This is a genomic window from Marivita hallyeonensis (assembly GCF_900129875.1).
Lineage (GTDB): Bacteria > Pseudomonadota > Alphaproteobacteria > Rhodobacterales > Rhodobacteraceae > Marivita > Marivita hallyeonensis.
The window spans coordinates 1-20,801 of record NZ_FQXC01000001.1 but is presented as its reverse complement, the minus strand read 5'-3'; the positions used below and the strand labels follow the sequence as shown (position 1 = coordinate 20,801).

The 20,801-nt window shown below is 58.7% G+C and carries 19 protein-coding genes, 1 tRNA gene, 1 rRNA gene and 1 riboswitch; of the genes, 9 read left to right on the top strand and 12 right to left on the bottom strand.

Annotated features, from left to right (window positions below):
• Nucleotides 1-13: 13 nt before the first annotated feature.
• From BUA42_RS00105 to BUA42_RS00095, 3 genes are read right to left on the bottom strand one after another with little or no spacing between them, the layout of a single operon-like run.
• Entirely contained in the window at nt 14-202 is a 189-nt protein-coding gene (locus BUA42_RS00105; protein WP_072775691.1) for a DUF2783 domain-containing protein, read from the bottom strand.
• Nucleotides 202-1,836: an FAD-dependent oxidoreductase gene (locus BUA42_RS00100; protein ID WP_072775690.1), complete on the bottom strand. Its 1,635-nt coding sequence runs from the start codon at nt 1,834-1,836 to the stop codon at nt 202-204. Before BUA42_RS00100 ends, BUA42_RS00105 begins: the two co-directional genes overlap by 1 nt.
• Before the next feature lie 22 nt (nt 1,837-1,858).
• Nucleotides 1,859-2,809, bottom strand: coding sequence for an MBL fold metallo-hydrolase (locus BUA42_RS00095; protein WP_072775689.1), 951 nt, complete (start codon nt 2,807-2,809; stop codon nt 1,859-1,861).
• Between the two features lie 131 nt (nt 2,810-2,940).
• Here BUA42_RS00095 and BUA42_RS00090 point away from each other — a divergent pair, with 131 nt between their 5' ends.
• On the top strand, nt 2,941-3,414 hold the full coding sequence (locus BUA42_RS00090; RefSeq protein ID WP_072776651.1) for a MarR family winged helix-turn-helix transcriptional regulator: 474 nt from the start codon (nt 2,941-2,943) through the stop codon (nt 3,412-3,414).
• Here BUA42_RS00090 and BUA42_RS00085 read toward each other — a convergent pair.
• Entirely contained in the window at nt 3,396-5,177 is a 1,782-nt protein-coding gene (locus BUA42_RS00085; RefSeq protein ID WP_072775688.1) for a gamma-glutamyltransferase family protein, read from the bottom strand. The genes BUA42_RS00090 and BUA42_RS00085 overlap by 19 nt on opposite strands.
• Before the next feature lie 359 nt (nt 5,178-5,536).
• Between BUA42_RS00085 and BUA42_RS00080 the strand changes: the two genes are divergently transcribed.
• The 4 genes from BUA42_RS00080 to BUA42_RS00065 are packed head-to-tail and all read left to right on the top strand — an operon-like array spanning nt 5,537 to nt 9,686.
• On the top strand, nt 5,537-6,937 hold the full coding sequence (locus tag BUA42_RS00080) for a selenium-binding protein SBP56-related protein (RefSeq protein ID WP_072775687.1): 1,401 nt from the start codon (nt 5,537-5,539) through the stop codon (nt 6,935-6,937).
• Nucleotides 6,938-7,609 (top strand): hypothetical protein, encoded by a 672-nt coding sequence (locus BUA42_RS00075; RefSeq protein ID WP_072775686.1) that lies wholly within the window; start codon nt 6,938-6,940, stop codon nt 7,607-7,609.
• 60 nt (nt 7,610-7,669) lie between these two features.
• Nucleotides 7,670-8,473 carry an HAD-IIB family hydrolase gene (locus BUA42_RS00070; protein WP_072775685.1) on the top strand — a complete coding sequence of 268 codons (804 nt, stop codon included), beginning with the start codon at nt 7,670-7,672 and terminating at the stop codon, nt 8,471-8,473.
• The gene (locus BUA42_RS00065; protein WP_072775684.1) at nt 8,466-9,686 is read left to right on the top strand and encodes a glycosyltransferase family protein; all 1,221 of its coding nucleotides are present in this window, start codon (nt 8,466-8,468) and stop codon (nt 9,684-9,686) included. Before BUA42_RS00070 ends, BUA42_RS00065 begins: the two co-directional genes overlap by 8 nt.
• Here the strand turns inward: BUA42_RS00065 and BUA42_RS00060 are convergent.
• The 3 genes from BUA42_RS00060 to BUA42_RS00050 all read right to left on the bottom strand — a co-directional run bounded on the left by BUA42_RS00060 (nt 9,680) and on the right by BUA42_RS00050 (nt 14,275).
• Nucleotides 9,680-11,443, bottom strand: a complete 1,764-nt coding sequence (locus tag BUA42_RS00060) for a sugar phosphorylase (protein WP_072776650.1) — start codon at nt 11,441-11,443, stop codon at nt 9,680-9,682. The two genes, BUA42_RS00065 and BUA42_RS00060, sit on opposite strands and share 7 nt — an antisense overlap.
• Before the next feature lie 174 nt (nt 11,444-11,617).
• Entirely contained in the window at nt 11,618-12,442 is an 825-nt protein-coding gene (locus tag BUA42_RS00055; RefSeq protein WP_072775683.1) for an ABC transporter substrate-binding protein, read from the bottom strand.
• Nucleotides 12,443-12,445: 3 nt separating this feature from the next.
• Complete coding sequence (locus BUA42_RS00050) at nt 12,446-14,275, bottom strand: TonB-dependent receptor plug domain-containing protein (RefSeq protein ID WP_072775682.1); 1,830 nt, start codon at nt 14,273-14,275, stop codon at nt 12,446-12,448.
• 130 nt (nt 14,276-14,405) lie between these two features.
• A riboswitch (cobalamin riboswitch) is annotated at nt 14,406-14,619 on the bottom strand.
• A 329-nt stretch (nt 14,620-14,948) separates the two neighbouring features.
• On the opposite strand from BUA42_RS00050, the gene hemP reads away from it, so the two are divergent.
• Genes hemP through BUA42_RS00035 form a run of 3 tightly spaced genes read left to right on the top strand, consistent with a single transcriptional unit; the run spans nt 14,949 to nt 15,896 of the window.
• Nucleotides 14,949-15,125, top strand: a complete 177-nt coding sequence (hemP, locus tag BUA42_RS00045; RefSeq protein ID WP_072775681.1) for a hemin uptake protein HemP — start codon at nt 14,949-14,951, stop codon at nt 15,123-15,125.
• 2 nt (nt 15,126-15,127) lie between these two features.
• The gene (locus BUA42_RS00040) at nt 15,128-15,601 is read left to right on the top strand and encodes a hypothetical protein (RefSeq protein ID WP_245818898.1); all 474 of its coding nucleotides are present in this window, start codon (nt 15,128-15,130) and stop codon (nt 15,599-15,601) included.
• 37 nt (nt 15,602-15,638) lie between these two features.
• The gene (locus BUA42_RS00035; RefSeq protein WP_072775679.1) at nt 15,639-15,896 is read left to right on the top strand and encodes a DUF1289 domain-containing protein; all 258 of its coding nucleotides are present in this window, start codon (nt 15,639-15,641) and stop codon (nt 15,894-15,896) included.
• A gap of 51 nt (nt 15,897-15,947) precedes the next feature.
• Here the strand turns inward: BUA42_RS00035 and BUA42_RS00030 are convergent, their stop codons facing one another.
• Together BUA42_RS00030 and BUA42_RS00025 are read right to left on the bottom strand one after the other, a co-directional pair.
• On the bottom strand, nt 15,948-16,418 hold the full coding sequence (locus tag BUA42_RS00030) for a Dps family protein (RefSeq protein ID WP_072776649.1): 471 nt from the start codon (nt 16,416-16,418) through the stop codon (nt 15,948-15,950).
• A gap of 107 nt (nt 16,419-16,525) precedes the next feature.
• Nucleotides 16,526-16,954 carry a hypothetical protein gene (locus BUA42_RS00025; RefSeq protein ID WP_072775678.1) on the bottom strand — a complete coding sequence of 143 codons (429 nt, stop codon included), beginning with the start codon at nt 16,952-16,954 and terminating at the stop codon, nt 16,526-16,528.
• A gap of 307 nt (nt 16,955-17,261) precedes the next feature.
• Here BUA42_RS00025 and BUA42_RS00020 point away from each other — a divergent pair, with 307 nt between their 5' ends.
• The gene (locus BUA42_RS00020) at nt 17,262-18,287 is read left to right on the top strand and encodes an extracellular solute-binding protein (protein ID WP_072775677.1); all 1,026 of its coding nucleotides are present in this window, start codon (nt 17,262-17,264) and stop codon (nt 18,285-18,287) included.
• Between the two features lie 48 nt (nt 18,288-18,335).
• Here BUA42_RS00020 and BUA42_RS00015 read toward each other — a convergent pair whose 3' ends face one another.
• From BUA42_RS00015 to rrf, 3 genes are all read right to left on the bottom strand, one after another.
• Nucleotides 18,336-19,970 carry an ABC transporter permease gene (locus BUA42_RS00015; RefSeq protein ID WP_425435021.1) on the bottom strand — a complete coding sequence of 545 codons (1,635 nt, stop codon included), beginning with the start codon at nt 19,968-19,970 and terminating at the stop codon, nt 18,336-18,338.
• Between the two features lie 225 nt (nt 19,971-20,195).
• Nucleotides 20,196-20,272, bottom strand: a tRNA-Met gene (locus BUA42_RS00010).
• A 64-nt stretch (nt 20,273-20,336) separates the two neighbouring features.
• Nucleotides 20,337-20,451: ribosomal RNA gene (rrf, locus tag BUA42_RS00005) — 5S ribosomal RNA — on the bottom strand.
• Between the last annotated feature and the right edge of the window lie 350 nt (nt 20,452-20,801).

The following is a 20,801-nucleotide window of genomic DNA, read 5'->3' as shown; positions in this document are numbered from 1 at the left end:
GCGCCCGCAATGCTCAGGCGACCGCAGCTTCAAGGGCCGCCTTCAATACGTCCCGGTCTCCAATGTGATTGGCAAGGATGAGAACGAGCCGCGCATTTATGGCATCACTCTCGTCCTTCGATTTGCCTTCGTGGATGGCAAGCAGGTCTTCGTAGAAATCGTCAGGGCCATCGATATTGGGCTTCAGGTTGAGCGCGGACATCAGTCAACCTCCTTCGCCAGAGCGCGGCGGAGACCGGCGCGAACAGTGGCCTCGTCAAATTTGGTCATGCGCAGCGCCACATGTTGATCCGGGCGGATGAGGTAGACCGCAGTATCGGCATCCCCAAGGTAGCGGCCCGCAATGTGGCCTGCAGTATCATCCGCCGCGCTGACCGAGAAACCTTTGACCGCGACGCCGCCATCCTCCAATTGCGATGGAACCGATGTATTGATCCCCAGCAGGACGAACTCGTCCCCCAGATGGTCAAGCAGATACCCGCTTTGGAAGGGCGCATCGGGACATGGTGCACCCGGGCGTGTGCGCAGCGGGCCACCGGGCAGGCCATCCTCGGAATTGAGCGGCGAGCCATCGTATACGCAAGGCACCGACAAACGACCGGAATTTACGAGCGGACGCGCAAACTCATATTTCTCGCTTAGGTGCAGAACCGCGTCGCGGAAAAGGCGGCTCGTCTCGGATTTCGGCGTGATGAAATCGGTAGAGCGGGTGGAATTACTGATGTTCTCGTCGGCCCCGTGGATGCGTTCGCGGTCATAGCTGTCAAGTAGCGCCTCGGGCGCCTTCCCCGCGATCACAAGGCCGAGTTTCCAACCAAGGTTGTCGACGTCCTGCATCCCCGAATTGGCCCCGCGCGCACCAAATGGCGACACCTGATGCGCTGCATCTCCCGCGAAGATGACATGCCCGTGGCGGAACTTGTCCATCCGCATGCACTGGAACGTGTAAATTGATGACCAGACCAGCTCATACTCGACGTCAGGCCCCAGCATCGCATCCAGCCGCGCGCGAATGTTGTCTTCCTTCAACTCCTCGACGCGGTCCACGTCCCATCCGATCTGGAAATCGACACGCCACACATCGTCCGGCTGCTTGTGCAAGAGCGTCGACGCGCCTGCCGATTTGAACGGCGGATCGAACCAGAACCAGCGTTCGGTTGGGAAGCTATCGTTGATCATACGGATGTCTGCGATCAGGAAGCTGTCCTGAAAGACCCGACCTTTGAAGTCGAGGCCCATCATCGACCGTAACGGAGAATTCGCACCGTCACAGCCAATCAGCCAATCGGCTTCGATCGTGTAAGGCCCATCCGGCGTGAGAATGTTGAGGACCGTGTGGTCGTCCTTCACGTCGACACTCTCGACCCGGTTCTTGCCTCGGATCTCGATCGGCGCGCCTTGCGCCTGCAACGCGCGCACTTCGTCGATCATGAACTGTTCGAAATACGGCTGCTGCATGTTGATGAAGGCGGGAAACTTGTGGCCGTCTTCAGGCAGCAGGTTGAACTCGAACACCTTGCGGTCATCGTGGAACACTTTGCCGAGGTTCCACACCACGCCTTTGTCCAGCATCGGCTGCGCGCAGCCATAGCGGTCCGCGATCTCGAGGCTGCGTTTGGCAAAGCAGATGGCACGGCTGCCCATGCCAACACCCTCGTGGTCGTCCAGCACGACAACCGGAATGCCCTGCCGCCCAAGATCAAGCGCGGTGGCGACGCCGATAGGACCGCCGCCCATCACAACGACCGGATGGCGCACGGGTATCGACGCGTCCTGATCTGCGGACCTTTCGTACGGATAGGCTTTGAAAGCCAGCTTGTAGCGTTCGTCGAACATGGGTCTCCTCCCGACCGCGATGTTATCCCTGAAGTTGCTCCCACATCTCGATGTCGCGCTTGTCCGTCCAGATGCGCGGCGTGTCGATCCCGCGCGCTTCGTCGTAGGCGCGAGAGACGTTGAACGGCAGGCAATGCTCGTAGATCGCGTAATCCGCAAATTTCGGATCACATTCCGCACGCACGGCGTCCCAGGCGTCTTTCAAACTGCCGCCGCGTGCCGCGACCTTGGCCGCCGGGCGATAGGTGCTGTCGACAAAATCACGCGTGTTGACGAGCGCCGCGTTGACCATCTCTTTTCCCACCAGCGCATCGCCGCGACCGGGCGCGATGGCATCGACGTCGAAGGCCGCGATGTTGTCCAGCGTCGTACCCCAATCGCCGAAATGCCCGTCGCCGCAATAACAGGCGGAGTGGTATTCAACGATATCGCCGGTGAACATCACGTTCTGATCCGGCACATGGATCACGATGTCCCCCGCCGTATGCGCGCGGCCCAGATGCATCAGGTCCACCCGGCGATTGCCAAGATACACCGTCATCCGGTCGTGGAAGGTGGTTGTTGGCCATGTCAGGCCGGGAATGCTCTCATGGCCTTCGAACAGACGCGGAAAGCGCTGAAACTCACTGTCCCAATCCTCTTGGCCGCGCTCTGCCACCATCGCGCGGGCTGTGTCGCTCATGATGATCTGGTCGGCACCATACGCCGACGCGCCAAGCACGCGGACCGCGTGGTAGTGGGTCAGCACGAGATGGCTGATCGGCTTGTCGGTGACCTCACGGACCTTTTCGATCACCTTGGCCGCCAACCGGGGCGTCGCCTGCGCCTCAACGATCATGACACTGTCGTCGCCAATAATAACGCCGGAATTCGGGTCGCCCTCTGCCGTGAAGGCCCAGAGCCCATCGCCCACCTCCGTGAAGCTGATGGTCTTTTCCGACATGTCACCCTGCGATGCGAATGCCTTCGCCATAGTGCCTCCCCATGCATCGTCTGGTCTGGTCCAAAAGGAATAGACTCATTTCATTTGCAACAATTTTCGTTGCATACGCAACGAAAGTCAATGTAGGCCGGAAGACAGCGTTTTCGATGGCGAGGCCGATCATGTCACCCAAGGACTTCGACCTGACCCAGTTCCTGCCGTACCGGCTGGCCGTCCTGTCCGAACGGGTGAGCAAGGCGTTGTCGACCGTCTACACCGATCCCTACGACCTGACCGTGTCCGACTGGCGCGTCCTCGTGCACACGGCGAATGAAGGGGCAGTGTCCGTCCGCGAGATCCATCGCACCGTGAACCTCGAAAAGCCTCGCGTCAGCCGATCCGTGTCCCGTCTGGTTGCACTCGGTCACCTTGAAAAGGTCACCGACCGCGCCGACAAGCGGCTGGTCAAAATCTCGCTCACTGCGCAGGGACGCGCGATCCTTGACGACATTTTGCCGAAGGCTCTGGCGTTCGAAGACAGCCTGACTAGCGTGGTCTCCAAAGAAGAACTGGCGCAGGTTCTGGCGATCGCCGAACGCCTGCACGCGCGATTGGACGAGATGCGGGCAGACCCGGATCAGCGCCCGATGGCGTAGGCCTGCATCAGGCGCGGTGTGGCCGCCGCGCTCAGGCGACCGTCCGGTTCCCGCATCGCTGCCGTCAGACGCCCGATGGCCCACGGCTCGGACACGGTCACGATGTGCCCCCGCGCGCGAAGCTCTTCGATCACGGCATCGCCGACATTCGGCTCGATCATCATCTCACCCGGCTTGGCCTGACGCGGATAGAACGAGCTTTGGAAATGCATGGAATGGAACAGTGGACGATCGATCCCTTCCTGCTGCCCCATTCCGAAATGCACGAAGCGCAGGAACCAGATCAGCTGCCATTGATCCTGCTGATCGCCGCCCGGTGTGCCGAACGCGATTTGTCGTCCGTCCTTTTCAGCGAGGCTCGGGGTGAGCGTCGTCCGAGGGCGGCGCTTCGGGGCAAGAGACGTGGGTAGACCCTCGTCCAGCCAGAACATCTGCGCGCGCGAATTGAGTGGGAAACCCAGCCCCGGGATGACTGGATTGCTTTGCAGCCAGCCCCCGGACGGCGTGGCCGACACCATATTCCCCCACCGGTCAATAATATCGAGATGGACCGTATCGCCGCGCTTGTCCGTCAGATGCGCCATCGTTGGTTCCTGCGCCGCCACTGCGCCAACCCCGAAATCCCGCTGAGCGCGTTCGACATAGGCGTCCGCCTGCGCCTCGAATCCCGGCACGTGTCCGGGCCGGTGTTCGTGCGAAGCCGTGTCCGTGATGAGCTTGCGACGCTCCGCATTATAAGCGTCACTCAACAGCACATCCATCGGCACTTCGCTGAAATCCGGGTCGCCATAATAGGCCTCGCGATCCGAGTAAGCGAGCTTGATGGCTTCGATGACGGTATGGATGAACTCCGCACCGTTCGGGTCCATGGACCCAAGATCGATCCCCTTCAGGATGGCAAGTGCCTGCAAAAGCACCGGACCCTGAGACCAAGGATGTGTCTTGTGTACGGTCCACCCATGATAATCGTACGACAGCGGTTCTTCATATGTCGCCTGCCACTCCGCCATGTCCTTGGGTGAGAGCACGGCGGAATGCTTGGCATCGGACACATCCATCACATGCGCGTCCTTCAGATAATCGAAGATCGCGTCGGCCACGAAACCCTCGCACCACGCTTTGCGGGCCGCATCGATCTGGGCCTCGCGCGTGTCGCCGTCGGATGAGGCAAGCCGATCGTATGTTGCGGCGAGGTCCGGGTTCCTGAAGAGGCTATGCGCTTCCGGGGCTTTTCCGTCTGGCAACCAGACCTGCGCCGAAGTCGGCCATTCCTCTTTCAGGAAGTCGGCCAATCCAGCGATGGCATTCGCCACACGCGGAAGCATGGGGTGACCGTCGCGGGCGTAGTCGATGGCGGGTTGCATCACCTCACGCAGCGACATCGTGCCATGATCGCGCAGCATCAGCATCCAACCGTCGAACGCGCCGGGCACAACCGTCGCCAAAAGCCCCGAGCCCGGGATCAGCGTCAAGCCCTCGGCCTTGTAATGCGCAATCGTGGCGGCTTCGGGGGCCACACCCTGCGCGCACAGCACCGAGACCTCGTCTGTTTCCGCAGAATAGAACACCGCTGGCATATCACCTGCCGGGCCGTTCAAATTCGGTTCGACCACCTGCAAGGTCAAGCCGGTCGCAACCGCCGCGTCAAAAGCGTTGCCGCCTTTTTCGAGGATGCTCATTCCGACCGCCGAGGCCAGCCAATGCGTCGAAGTCACGACGCCGAAAGTGCCTCGGATATCTGGACGGGTTGTGAAGTCGGTCATGCACTGTCCTGTCAGTTTATGGTCTGTTTCGGCCTAACCTGCGCCTGAGACCGGGCCTGTCAATGCGTATGAGCACTGCGCATCGGCGAATCTCTCAACCATGCAGCGCGTCAGAACCGGCGGTTTTCCGCTTTGGCTCTACGACGAAAGTGTTAGCCCAAACCGTCGCGTTACAACGGACGGTTTACAGGTCACCCGAGTCGCGCGCAGACTAATGTCAGACATTTAAACCGAATCCCTTTTTGGGACGGGAAACAAGCGCCGTGCCGGGAAGGCCGATGTGCCCCGGAAAGGCCCCGATAAGGCGCGCTATTAAGCCCCACAAAAGAGGGCAACATTCATCCAAGGGAGGACAAGTGATGAATTTGAGACCAGACCCGACGTTTTACGCGTCACCCAAGATCGCGATGCAAGCCCCGGTGGAGAACTTCGCCTTCACCGTGATGCTCAGCCCGGACGGCTCCCAAGAAGACGGCATCGCCGTGGTCGATGTGAACCCGAAGTCGGATACCTATGGCCAGATCGTGCATCAGGTGATCGTGCCTTACAAAGGCGACGAGTTTCACCATTTCGGCTGGAACGCCTGCTCGTCAGCCTTGTCACCACTCACCGGCCACGCCTTTCTCGAACGCCGCTATCTGATTGTTCCCGGCATCCGGTCGAGCCGCGTTTACATCATCGATGTGAAAGAGCCGCTTGAGGCGAAGATCCACAAGATCATCGAACCGGAGGAGATTTTCGAGAAGACAGGTTATTCCCGTCCGCACACGATCCATTGCGGCCCAGAGGGGATCTATGTCTCGACCCTTGGCGGCGGCGGAAAAGATGGCACCGATGGTCCTCCGGGGATCTTCATCATGGATTGCGAAACCTTCGAGGTGATCGGCCAGTACGAGATGGACCGTGGCCCGCAGGACAAGCACTACGATTTCTGGTGGAACCTGCCGCAGGACTACATGGTCAGTTCGGAATGGGGTTTGCCGCCCCAGTTTGAAAACGGTTTGGTGGCCGAGGATCTGCTGTCCAACAAGTACGGCCACTCCATCCATTTCTGGGACCTGCGCGCGCGAAAGAACATTCAGACCATCGACCTGGGTGAGAACCACCAGATGGCGCTCGAGATCCGCCCCGCGCATGATCCGAAGAAATCTTATGGCTTCTGTGGTGTCGTCGTCGACACGACAAACCTTCAAGGTGCGATCTTCACCTGGTGGCGTGACGATGACGGGAAGTGGCAGGCGAAGAAGACAATCACCATCGATCCGCGCCCCGAAAAGGCCGATAACCTGCCCCCGCTTCTGCAAGGTTTCGAAGCTGTGCCGCCCCTTGTGACGGATATCGACCTCAGCCTCGATGACAAGTATCTCTACGTTGCGTGCTGGGGCTTGGGCGAGATGCATCAATATGACGTGTCCGACCCGATGAACCCAGTGCTTGCCGGCAAGGTCGAGGTGGGCGGCATCGCCCGCGGGACACCGCATCCGAATGGCAAGCCCTTCGTCTACGGCCCGCAGATGGTCGAGATCAGCCGTGACGGCAAACGGGTCTACTGGACGAACTCGCTTTACTCGACATGGGATGACCAGTTCTACCCGAACGATGAAGGCGGGCAGATGGTGATGGCCCGCGTCGGTGAAAACGGCGGGCTGGAGCTTGATCCGGATTTCTACATCGACTTCCCCAAGGGTTATCGCAGCCACCAGATCCGTCTTGAAGGTGGTGACTGTTCAACGGACAGCTTCTGTTATCCGTCGGCCTAAATGGGCATAGAAGACCTGTCGGTAGCGGCCCTTTGGTGGGCCGTTATCATTTCCGGGTTCTATCACGGAGTGAACCCCGGCATGGGCTGGCCCTTGGCCGTGTCCGCCGCTTTGATGGAGCGCGATCACCGCGCGCTTCCCAAAGCGCTTGGGCTTCTTGCGCTCGGGCATTTCCTGTCCATGCTGGCGATCCTTCTACCGTTCTCCGTGATGCTGTTCCTGGTCGACTGGGAATTGCAGATACGCATGGGCGCTGGCCTGATTGTGGTTGCGATGGGTATCTACCTTCTGGTCAATCGTCGCCACCCCCGGTTCCTTGCCCGCGTCCACCCGGCGCGCTTGGCGCTCTGGTCGTTCCTTGCAGCGCTGGCGCATGGGGCCGGTTTGATGCTGGTACCGATCTTTCTGGGCATTTGCGGCTTTGAACAGCAGGACGTCGGCCACGAGGCGGCTCAGACACTGATGACAAGCAACATCCGCCTCGCCTTTCTGGTGGCCGCAGTTCACACCGTCGCCATGACCTCGGCCGGTGCCGTCATCGCGGTCTTCATCTATCTCTGGCTGGGTTTGAAGTTCCTCTCGAAAACATGGCTGAACCTTGATGTGGTCTGGGCGCTCAGCCTTGTTTGTGTTGGTTTCTTTGGGATCTATTCGGCGCTTTACGGTCACTGATCCGCAAATTGGCACGTTTCATGGTTGAGCCTGCCACAACCGCGCGGAACACTCGCGGATATGACGAATCCTCCCGACCTTGTCGTGTTCTCTGACCTCGATGGTACGCTTCTGGACCACGAAACGTACGATTGGTCGCCAGCAAAACCCGCTCTTCATCGGCTGGCGCAAATTGGGTGTCCGGTTGTTTTGACCAGCAGTAAGACCGCCGCAGAGATAGTCGTCCTGCAGCAAGCGATGGGTCTTTCTGACTATCCCGCAATCGTCGAGAACGGAGCAGGTGTGATTGGTCTGCCGGGGCAGGACGACATTGCGGAGGACTACGAAAAGGTCCGCCAGATGCTCGATGCCATTCCACCGTCTCTCAGAAAGCATTTCACAGGGTTCGGCGATATGTCCGCGGATGAGATCGCCACGCTGACCGGCCTCTCACCGGACGCTGCCCGGCTTGCCATGAAGCGGGATTTCTCGGAGCCGGGGCTTTGGACAGGGCACGACGCGGCAAAAGATGCGTTTCTCGCGGCGATCCAAGAGCAGGGACTGACAGCCACACAAGGCGGACGATTTCTCACCCTGTCGTTCGGTGCGACGAAGGCGGATGGCATGGCGCGCGTGCTTGCGCGTTACAAACCGAAACACAGCATCGCACTGGGGGATGCGCCGAACGATATTGCGATGCTCGAGGCGGCGGAATTCGGAGTGATTGTCGCCAATCCTCATCGTGACCCCCTGCCCCACCTCAAAGGCGAAGCCGAAGGGCGCATCAGCCGCACCCGGGACGCTGGTCCCCATGGCTGGAACACGGCAGTATGCGCCCTGCTGTACCAGCTTGGCTTGACGACGGGAACACACGCAAATGGTTGATTTTCATCAGAACGGGAACATCGCGACCCTGCACAATCTGCGCACCCGTTCCTTGGCCGAAATGACCTATGAGTTGGAGACCTTTGCGCAGACGCGAAAGATGTCGCTGATCCTGCCCTGTCTCTATTCCGAGCTAGAAACCGACGCGATGCCGCGCATCCTGAAAGAGCTGTCGAACGTCACCTACCTGCATCGCATTATCATCGGCCTGGACCGTGCGACCGAAGAGCAGTTCCGCCACGCGCGCACCTTTTTCGAGGGTCTGAACCAGAACCACATCGTGATCTGGAACGATAGCCCGCGGATGCTGGCGCTTGGCAATCGGCTGGAGCAGATGGGCCTCCTGCCAGCCGAACAGGGCAAGGGCAAGAACGTGTGGTCCTCCATCGGATATCTGATCGGTTGCCAGGACAGCGCCGTCATGGCGATCCACGATTGCGATATCCTGACCTACACGAACGAAATGCTGGCGCGTCTGGTCTATCCGGTGGCCAACCCGACCTTCCCGTATCAGGTTGCCAAAGGCTATTATGCGCGGATCGGCGCAAACAAGCTGAACGGCAGGGTGACGCGGCTTTTGGTGAGTCCGCTGCTCATTGCGCTGAAGCGCGTGATCGGGGATCGCGATTACCTCGATTACCTGCGCAGTTTCCGCTATCCGCTGTCAGGCGAGTTCGCGATGCGGACCAATATCCTTCCCGACTTGCGCATTCCGTCTGATTGGGGTCTGGAAATCGGCGTTCTGTCCGAAGCGTGGCGAAACCTTGCGCCCAAAGCGGTGTGCCAAGTGGAAATCGCCGATGGCTACGATCACAAACATCAGTTGCTCAGCCCCGAAGACGCGGCCACTGGCCTCAATCGGATGTCGACAGACATCTGCAAAGCGATCTTCCGCAAGCTTGCAGCCGATGGCACGATCTTCACGACCAACACATTCCGCACGCTGAAAGCCACGTACTATCGCAGTGCGCTCGACTTGCTTGACGCCTATTACAGTGACGCCCAAATGAACGGTCTCAGCATCGACCGCCACGCCGAAGAGCAATCCATTGAGCTTTTTGCCAATAACATCATGCGCGCCGGACAGACCTTCCTCGACAATCCGCACGAGACGCCGTTTATCGCCACGTGGAACCGCGTGCATGCCGCCGACCCGTATTTCATCCGCGATATGCAGGCCGCCGCAGCGGCGGATACAGAAGACTTTCAATGATCGGTATTGCTGATCCAACGGCACTGATACGGGGCCAGAACGATTTCGTCTCCGGTCATCGCTTCGTCTGACAACAGATCCCGCCAGTCCTCGTCCTCAATCAGATTGAGGGCGCTGAGAGGGATCGTCACCGTATCAGCGCTCACGTTATGGAGTGCGAAGATCGACTGCCTCCGATCCAGGCTCTGACGCCAGAGACCGAACACCCGGTTGTCGCCTGTGTGAACGGTGAACTGCGTGGCGTTCGGGTGGAACGCCGCCTGCTTCTTCCGGGCACGCAAGCGGTCAGAGATGCTTTTGAGCACCCGGGCATGGACGGTTTCGCTGTCTTCGAGTTTTGAGCGCAAATCTTCGTAGTCCCAGCGATGCCGGTTGATGGCCCGGTTCATGCCGCGCCGCTCGACGGCTTCCGTGTCATTCGGCGTGGCCAGAAGCGAATGAATGTAAAACGCCGGAATGCCCTCGAGCGACATGACGATTGTCTGCGAACAAAGAAACCGTTCGATATGGTGCGCGTCCGGACCATCGAAGGTCTGGCTGAGTGCTTCGAAGAATGTGCAGTTCAGTTCATAAGGCGCTTCGCCACCGTCCGGGAGCGCGCGCATGGAAACGAGGCCGCCCACCTTTCTGACCGTGTCGATCATCGCGACCTGGTCTTCCGCCGACAGCAATCCTTCGGCCGGGCGCATACCGATACCGTCATGGCTGGCCGTGAAGTTGAGATAGGCACAGCCCAACGGCGCGGGCGGCATAGAGCGTTGCCACCGGTTCAGATGCGTCGCCGTGCCAGAAAGAAGCGCGTGCAGGATCAGAGGTGGCAACGGGAAGTTGTAAATGACATGCGCTTCATCCCGCTTGCCGAAATAGCTGAGGTTCTCTGCCTTCGGTACGTTGGTTTCCGTCAAAAGCACGATCGGCTCTTGCGCGTAGTCGCACAGCAATCGGATGAGTTTTACGATGGCATGGGTTTGCGGCAGGTGGATCGATGGCGACCCGACCTCTTTCCACAGGAACGCAACCGCATCGAGGCGAATGATTTGAACGCCGTTGTCGATATGTGTGCGAATGGTGCGCAGGAATTCCAGCAGCACCTCCGGGTTCCGGAAATCGAGATCGATCTGGTCATGGCTGAATGTGCACCAGACGTGGCGCGGGCCATCTTTGGTCTCGACCTTCTGCAACAGCGGCGTGGTGCGCGGGCGCACGACCATGCTCAGATCATCACTAGGATCCGCTTCGAAGAAGAATTTGTCGTAGGGCGGTTGGCCCTGCCGGTAGGCGTTGAACCAGTTGCCCTGGCTCGACACGTGATTCAGCACGAGGTCCGACATCAGCTTGAACTCATCGGCAATGCGATTGATGTCGGCCCAATCGCCCAGCTGTGGGTTGACCGACAGGTAGTCTGTCACCGCAAATCCGTCGTCCGAGGTGAACGGAAAGAACGGCAGGATGTGCACCCCGTTGACGACGCCTTTGAGGTATCGGCGCAGAAAATCGTTTAGCAAGTCCAATGGCTTGTGTGTGCCGTCGACCAGTGAGTTGCCGTAGGTGATCAAAAGCGCATCGCCCTGTGACCAAAGCGCGTTCCCCGGTGGCCTGCCTCGCTTGCGACGATGCGTGCCTTCCGGCCAGAACGCTTCGATGATCTTGCTTGCCAGAATATCCGCGTCGAAATCCGGGTAAATCTCGCTCACGCGTGATGCCAAGGCGCGGCTCAACGCAGGAGATTTTTCTTTGGTCAGAGTATCTTGGGCCATCCCGTAACCAAGCATGCCTTTCGCAGATTTTCAAATAGTCCGACGTTCCGGGCGATGCAAAGCAACCGAGTCAGAGCCACTGCCCGCGTTTTCAGCAAGCCACGAAACATCTGTCGCCGGGAATGCGGCAATTTGGAAGTGCCCAATGGCCGCCCCGTGTTGACCGGTTGCATTCTACTTGTCCGTCGTTTGCGCGGCCTCGACTGTTTTGACCATCTCTCTCACTTGCAGCGCCGCATTCAGACTGGAAGGCGTTCCGCAGGACCATTCTGCAGAGCTTTGAAGGATCGGGACCCCATCGATGGCCGGGTGCTGTGTGACTTCCTCAGATCGGGAATGGCCATTGTAAGACGGCGATCCAATCAGGAAGTCCGGCTCAAGGAGCACCACTTGTTCCAATGACAGACGCCCACCGCCCTGCATACCAAGTTCAACTGACAGGTTTCGCGCGCCGCCATGGGTCAGGATATCGTGGCTGAGTGTCCCGGCGCCCAAGGCATAACCGTTTGGATAATAGAACGCGGCCAATGGGCCTGGGCCGTCAGTCAGTCGATATTGCGCGAGCTCTTCTGCAAACGTTTGCGCCAAGGCCTCCGCGCGGTCTTCTTGCGCCAACGCCTGCCCCATCAGGCGCAGATGGTCGGGAATTTGATCCAGCCGCGTGATGCTGGAAACCTGTAAGACCTCCACGCCGATAGCGCGCAGCATGGTGACGAGCGCTGGGTCGGTCCACTCGCTGGCGACGACCAGATCGGGCTGTTGCATGGCAATCGCTTCGGCGTTGCCTGCTGTCTTGGGAAAGTCCTTCGCCCGGGCCGCCATGGCAGAGCTGAAGGGATCATCGGCCAGTCTGGAGAGTGAAAGGATTTGCGCGTTGTCTGCCAGAAGCAAGACGTACTGGTCCGTACACACGTTGACGGACACGACCTTCGGCAGGTCAGAGGCGCTGGCCACCGTGGCGGCCAGCGTCGTGATGATGAGCGTCAGGAGACGCCGCATGGATCAGAACGTAGTTTCAATGCCAAAACGGATCGTACGCTCTGGCGCATTGAAGCCACGGACGGTTTCGTAGCTGGTATCGGCCAGGTTATCGATTGCGCCGTAGACGCTCAGAGTGTCGTTGAAGGCGTACCGCGCCGACACGTCGACCACTGTGTAATCATCCAACGGTGTCGGGGTTCCGAATCCGTCGAGAATGTCGGCGACCCGCGTGACAGTGATCCCTGCTTGCAGGCGATCCGTGACGTCCGCTTCCAGAGCCAGCGAAAGATCATGGCGCGGCACGCGGATGAGGCGATCACCGTCAGTGTCGGCATCGGTCAGGGTATAGGCTCCCGAGAACCGAAGGCGATCCGTGACATCATAAGCCCCGCTCAGTTCAAGACCGCGGGTCCGCGTCACGCCGTCAAGCTGGGTGTAACAGCCAAAAGTTTGCGACGGCAGACAATTCGGGGACGTGCCAAAACCGATGAGATCGTCAATCTCGGTCCAAAAGACCGTTGCCCGAACAAATCCGCGGTCGCCGTAATCATGCTCGATCCCAAGATCGATGCTGCGGCTGCTTTCCGGATCAAGCGTCCCGCTTCCGGCGAAAGGACCGAACCGTTCATAGAGGGACGGCGCGCGATATCCTGTTCCAATGGAAGCTCGCAGCAAGGTGGTGTCGTTCAACTGGTATGACAGCGCCGCACGACCGGACAGCTGCCCGTCGAAATCCGAATAATCGTCGTAGCGCAATGTCACAGACAGTTCCAATGCGTCGTTCGGCGTTGTCTTGATTTCCCCGAAAATGGCAGAGTTCTCGGCATCATATTCCGCACCGTCGAGGGATGACCGCTCCTCTGTCCAATCCGCGCCGAAGGCCAGTGCAACGGTTGGCGAAATCTCTCCCCGCGCCAGATAAGCGGCCGTGTCACGCTCGCCGGTAAACTCCTGCGTAAAACCACCCGCGTCGAAGCGTTCGGTTTCATAGCGGCTGAAAGACAGCTCGTGCGTCCACGCGCCGGTTTGGAATTCGCCGAACACGCGCGCCCCGCGCCGGGTTTCGTCCAATTCACCGGAGTTATCGGAGGTCGAGCGGTCGAATTCGTTGCTGCTGTCCGCCCACAGTCCGGCGATCCCGACGCGGATGTCATCGCTGATCTGGTACGCAGCGAAAAGGTTGGCCGAGCTTTCCTCGAACCCATCATCTTCGTCGTCGTCCACACGCGAAGAGAAGCCTTCGGACGTGATCCGGCCAAGGCTCAGCGCAAGTTCGGCGCGGTCATCAAGATAGCCAAAGCTCAATCGGCCTGCGTAAGTTTCGAAACTTCCGATTTCCGCACCGGCGCGTCCCGAAAAGCCATCGACCTCCGGCCGCCAGGTCTCAACCTCGATCACGCCCGCAATCGCGTCCGACCCGTAGATCGCCGATTGTGTGCCCTTGATCACGGCAACGCGGTCCAGCGCACCGGTGGTAAGGTTTCCGAAGTTGAAGCGGGTCTGGGTAATCGACGGGTCGGTCACGTCAATGCCGTCGATGCGGACGCCGATATACGCATCGGCGAGCCCGCGAATACGCACGGCGGATTGCGACCCAAGACCTCCGTTCGACGCGACAGAGACACCCGGCACCGCGTCAAGCGCTGCGACGCTGCCCAGGCCTTCGGTCGTCAGTTCATCGCTTTCGACGACGTCGATTGTGGCGCCGGTGGTTTCAAGATTGGTCGGAAGCAGTCCACCGAAGACGACAATGTCATCAAGTTCGATCACGGTTCCCCCGTCTTGCGCGGCCACGAAAGATGGCGCGACCAGCGTCGTGCAGAGAAGGAGTTTTGAAGTAAGGCGTACCATATAGGTTATTCCCAGCCTTGACCGACGCGACGCGCCGGAGTTTGAAACGAATCTGGGACATGTCCTTGCCCGCAGACGGTGATGGACACCACTGCGGACGTGCCGCCGCCCGAACGCGCCCCGCGCCCAGACTGGGTGTTGGCCAACGGCAGGTCTCCTGACTTGCGGGTCTTCGCTTTGCTGGCCTTCCCAACACCGTCTATGGCGCCAGTGGCATATGCAGCATCGCTCACCGCTCACAGTTGCGGGGGCAGTCGCGGATTTTCTGGCAATTGCCAAAGCACCGCGTTCCCTTTTCACCAAACGCTTTTTCAAACGCCCGGACCGAAAGCACGGTCATCTGCACCCTGATCCCGGATTCGGTCAATAGAAGAACGACTTGCGCTCGAGAGGCAGATCGCCACGGGACCTCAAACGTCCAAAACTGCGACAATTGACAAAAATACTCGGGATTGCATTCTTGATAAAAATCATCAACTAATATCCTTGCGAATCCCAGCCACCTGCTTTGGCAGCACAGCCCGGATGCTAAAAAGGATCGTCCGATGGTTTGGTTGAAAACACTATTCGCCGACACGTGCTGCTGGAAAGAGGCGCTCTATACCGGGTTCTGCCAAGAGTGCGCGGCGGAGATGAACATAGAAACACTCGCTGACCTTCGTGGAGGCGAAACATGAACGCCATGAACCGCGAACAGCCCATCCCTGCACCGCAAGCGCTGCATGATGACATTCCGACATACGACGCGCGCGTCCTGATTTCGAACGGTGCGCAGGCCAAGATCGTCCTCGACGGGCAGGTCTACACACTGCGCATCACGCGCGCTGGCAAGTTGATCCTGACAAAATGAAGATGGAGCGTGATATCCGTGGCGCCATGGCGGTCGGTCAGCTGGCGGAGGTCTCTGCCTGGGAGGCAGAGCTCATCCTCAACATGCGCCTTTGGCAAGATGGCCCGACCGGGCAGGCGCAGGTCTGGAGTGCCTATGCACGGGCTTTCAGACCGGGCGATGCGCGACACCGGCTGCGAGATTTCGAAAGGCTGCTTTCGGTGATCGAGGCAAACATGCTGCGCCCCTTACTTCGTCACGGCGTCGCGTGCCGCTGCGTGGGGTCGGACGAAGCAATTTTCGCCAATCTTGTCCGGTTTGCCAGCAACGGCGAACTGCACGAGGCGACACTCATTGCGACCCTTCTTGTACGCCCTGCACATGCAGAGCATGTCGCGCTTTTGGCCGGTGAGGTGGGAGTCGCCACCCGTGAGTTGGCCAAAGAGCACAACACCGCTCGAGACGGCCTTACCGCCGCTTCGCTTCGACTGCACTGAAAATACGCGGGCCCGGCAACGCACGAACGAGGAACCTATGGCAAAAGTCCCAAGCCCCTGCATCGACGTCTGTAAATTCAAACGCGCCGGGCATTGCATCGGGTGTTCGATGACGAAGGCACAGAAGTCGCTCTTCAAAGAGTTGAAGAAAGACAAGCACCGCCTTGCCTTCATCGACATGCTGCGCAGTCAGCAGGCCGATTTGGGCAAGTATACCCACTGGGACGCGGCTTATGCCAAGAAGCTCAAAAAGAAGAAGATCAAGCTGGTCTGGGACAAGGACAAGGCAGCCTGACATGTAAAAGGCGGCGCTTTCGCACCGCCCTTTTCTTTGATGTGAGATCTCTTAGCGCAAATGCGCCCGCAGGAACCATGCGAACTTTTCGTGCTCCTGACCGCGCGCAATGCACAGGTCTTCGGTCAGCGTATCGCCGTGTTCGGCCGCCAATTCACCCGCCCCCGCAAGCGTCGCCGCCAACGTTTCCTGAGCTTCTTTCAACGTCTTGATCATTTCTTCCGCCGACGCATGGCCGTCATGTTCGACCACCTTCGATCGTTTGATCATGCCTGCGAGCGTACCTTCTGCATGCGCATCCAGAGCCTTGACCCGCTCGGCCAAATCATCCTGCGCCACAAAGTGGTCTTCGTAGATTTTCTGGAACAGTTCGTGCAACGGGCCGAACGCCATCCCGGTTACATTCCAATGAAAGTTCTGCGCCATCATCGTTGTGACTGCCGTTTCGGCCACACACTGGTTGAGCGCATCTGCAATCTGTTTCTGAGCATCTGTGGACATGGACATCGCTGTTTCGGTCATGTCGCCCTCCGTATCGGTTAAACTATCGCTGGCTGGCATTGGGCTGGCTCGCTTGGAACTATAAATACGTCTTCCGAAACGCTTGCCAAGAGCTTTTTAGAATAATTCTAAATCAGATCGAAATGCTCAACTATAGCGGCCATGAGAAACCCGCAGTGACGCCGCGCATGAGGATGAACCCGCGACCGTAGAAGGAAGTCCGTACTTGTCCTGTCCTCTCGAGCAATGGCCTTTGCCAAGCCAAGCAACCAAGTCTCGTCAAAGGAAATCTCGTCTTCGCCTGGGGCATGCAAGACGGGCATCATGCCAAGCGCTTGTGACAGACTGCGCATCAGGGTTTCCGCGTATGAGGTCAACGACACTGTGTTGTCGCAAGACAGAACCGCGCACGCCTTGAACAGATCCGCTCGTGCCTTGATGCGACACTGGCGACCAACAAGCCTTAGGGTGTTCAGAAGCCGGCGTTCTTCTGCATCGACGACGCGACCGGTGTCATGCCAGCCGCGGCCAGTGTCCACATGGATGGCAACCGTCATTATCGACTTCCCGAATTGAGCCACACGCCTCTCCCACGGCAAATTCCCGACAAAGATAATCAGGATTATAGTCTAAACCATGCGACATGTTTTCGTAAAAGACCCTCGGATGGGATTCGCCTGATCGTTAGTTGAGAGTGCTGGTCACGCGTTGATACGAGGTACGCATAATGGAGCGAACCATTCCGGATTGGTCCGGTTACGCCTCAGAATTAATTTCCGACAGTTTTAGTCAGAAAGTCTTGCAGTGATATTTGAATCGTGTAACTGACTCTTTTTATAAGATTTACGCCACACGGAGGATTCCATGTCTGTTCTCTCGAAAACATCCGCTCTTGCCGTCATCGCCAGCACCTTTGTGGGTTCGGCGGTCTACGCCAATGGCGACTTGAACCTGTACTCGTCCCGCCACTACGACACGGACGAACGGCTTTACTCGGACTTTACCGACGCGACCGGGATCACGATCAATCGGATCGAAGGCAATGCGGACGAGCTGATCGCGCGCATGCAAGCCGAAGGTGCCAACAGTCCCGTTGATGTATTCCTGACGGTGGACACGGTGCGTCTTGCACGCGCCAAAAGCCTTGGTCTGCTTCAGTCCATTGAAAGCGATGTGATCGAGGCGAGCGTACCGTCCTATCTGCAGGACGATGACAACCAATGGTTCGGTTTCTCTCAGCGCGCGCGCATTCTGTTCTATGACAAGACCGATGTCACCAATCCGCCAAAGACATATCAGGACCTTGCAAACCCCGAATACGAGGGCAAAGTCTGCATTCGCTCCTCCACCAATGTCTACACCCAGAACATCACGGCAGCGCTGATCGCGCATCTGGGCAAGGACGCGGTGCAGGATTGGGCCAACGGGGTCGTCAACAACTTCGCGCGCGATCCCCAGGGCGGCGATACCGATCAGCTGCGCGGCATTGCGTCGGGTGAATGCGATATCGCGATGTCCAATACCTATTACTACGCACGCGCCCTGCGCAAAGGCGACAGCACAATGACCGCCGAGGACCTTGAAAACATCGGCTGGGTCTTCCCGAACCAGAACGATATCGGCGCGCACATGAACATCTCGGGTGGCGGCGTTGCCGCAAACGCGCCAAACCGCGAAAACGCGATCAAGTTCCTGGAATACCTCGCGTCCGAACAGGCACAGGAATACTTCTCGGCAGGCAACGATGAATATCCGGCTGTTCCGGGTGTCGGCCTGTCACCCTCCGTCGCGGCGCTGGGCATCTTCCGTCCCGACACCATCGACCTGTCTGATATCGCCGAGAATATCGACGCGGCGGTCGAGGTGTTGAACGCCGCAGAGTGGGAATAAGCCCGATCGAAATATAGAAGGCGGGTTTAGACCCGCCTTTTTTCTGGACTACCTGTCCCGCCGCATTGTCCGGCACAGAAGAATGACCGGCAGCAATCCAACCGCGACGATCACAAGGCTGGGCACTCCGGCGCCTTCAAGCCGTTCGTCGGACGCAAGCCGATAAGCCTGTACCGCCAGCGTGTCGAAATTGAACGGGCGCATGATAAGCGTCGCAGGCAGTTCCTTCATCACATCCACAAATACGATCAGCAGTGCAGTCAGCAGGCTGGGCCGTAACAGCGGAAAATGCACCCGTCGCACCAGCCCCCACTCGCTCTGCCCCAACACGCGTGCCGCCGCATCCATGTTCGGATTGATGATCGCCGCCCCGCCTTCGTATGCCCCGATGGCCGCCGCCAGAAAGCGGATCATGTAGGCGCAGACAAGCAACCAGATCGATCCGGTGAACAACAACCCCGTGGAGATGTCGAACCTCTCGCGCATGAATGCGTCCAGCGTATTATCGAAATAGGCGAACGGAACCAGGAGGCCGACTGCGATCACGCCACCCGGCACCGCATAGCCCATCCGCCCGATGTAGAGCGCGATCGTGGCAAAAACCGACTTTGTATTGCGCGCCAGACTTCCGAATAGAATGGCCACCGACACGGTGATCACTGCCGCGCAAACACCAAGGATGACGGAATTGCGCAGGAAGTGGAGGTAACGCGGGCTCAGCAGGTCTTGCCCTGAGCCGACGGCCATGTCCGCCAACATGATGACGGGAAGAAAACAGCCCAGAAACGCTGGCAGAAAGCAGACGAGAAACGCCAGGACACCGCGCCGACCGCGCAAGGTGACACGCGGCATGTGTTCGAACTTTCGACCAAAGGCATAACGCGCCTCACCCCGATTGATCCGCTCGAGGATGGCAAGCAGCAAAGCGAAAGTCAGCAACGCCAAAGACAACTGCGCTGCGGCGGCACGGTCCGCAAAGCTGATCCAACTCGAATAGATGCCCACGGCAAAGGTCTGCACACCGAAATAAGACACAGTGCCAAAATCGGCGATGGTCTCCATGCCCACCAACATGGCGCCCGAGGCAATCGCGGGCCGCGCCATGGGTAATGAGACGCGCCAAAAAGCCCCCAACCGTGACTGACCAAGCGATTGCGCCGCATAGAATGTTGACGCGCTCTGCGACGCAAACGCGGCCCGCGCCAGAAGATAGACGTAAGGATACAGGACCAGCGTCAGCATGACGACGGCGCCTCCCAAGGACCGAACCTCGGGAAACCAGTAGTCTCGCGGCCCCCAGCCCATCACGGAGCGCAGGGTGGATTGCACGATCCCCGGATGATCCAGAACGTGGGTATAGGCATAGGCCAACACGTAAGCCGGAAACGCGAGCGGCAAGACCAGCGCGATCTCCAGAAGACGTCGCCCCCGGAACTCGGTGGTGGTCACCAGCCATGCAGTGGTCGTCCCGATGATCGTGCTGAAAGCGACAACAAACAGCAACAGCAGCGCAGTCGTGCGCGTGTAGCGCCCCAGCACCGACTCCGCGAGAGACTGCAACGTCTCCGTCGACCCCATGACCGCCGCTATGAGGACGCTGATATGCGGCATCACGCAGATCGCCGCAGCAATCCCAGCCGCAACCCATGGCAGACGCGCGCGCCATGATTGATGGGTTTCCATCGGCTGAAGTGTCGCTTCGGTCATAACTAAACCGTCCGCCTCAAAACGCGCCTTTTTACCTTACAGCATCACTAAGGTAAGTTACCCGCGATAGCACCTCCAATTCAGGAAGGAAACACGGGTCAACTTCACATTGCATTTGACGAATTTGTGACATTCCGCCGACAACACGACAGCATCATGCAGGTAACGGGCACAACGTTTGGCGTGAACAAATCTCGGAATTGGTTGCGGGGGTAGGATTTGAACCTACGACCTTCAGGTTATGAGCCTGACGAGCTACCGGGCTGCTCCACCCCGCGACAGTTGTCATCGTTTTATTGAGAGATACGTTTTTGATTTGTGTATTGTATTGACACTTACTAGGTTTGGCGATGACCTACTCTCCCACGTCTTGAGACGCAGTACCATTGGCGCGACGGCACTTAACGGCCGGGTTCGGAATGGAGCCGGGTGTTTTGCTCGTGCTATGATCACCAAACCGAGAAAGTGTCAACGACGCACCTTTGGATCGTCGGGTGGCAGGCAGGGTGTTTTGTTCACAGAATGCCCGATGCCACACCGTCGTCGTCTGGGTGCGTCGGATAAATCAACTTGTCACACCGCAGGTGTGAGCGGCGGCAGGCAGGGTATCGCGCAGCGATGCCAAGGCTGAGCATCTTTGATGCCAGCGAGTTCCCGCACCGTTCGAATGTTTGGTGCGACGTATGTTGTCCAAGTCAGGCACAGCGTTTTGGTGCTTTTGATCTTGGTTCCAGTGCGTCGCGCTCTGACTTTAGCGCGCCGGTTTTATTATTACTGGATCAAATCAAGCCTATCGGGCCATTAGTA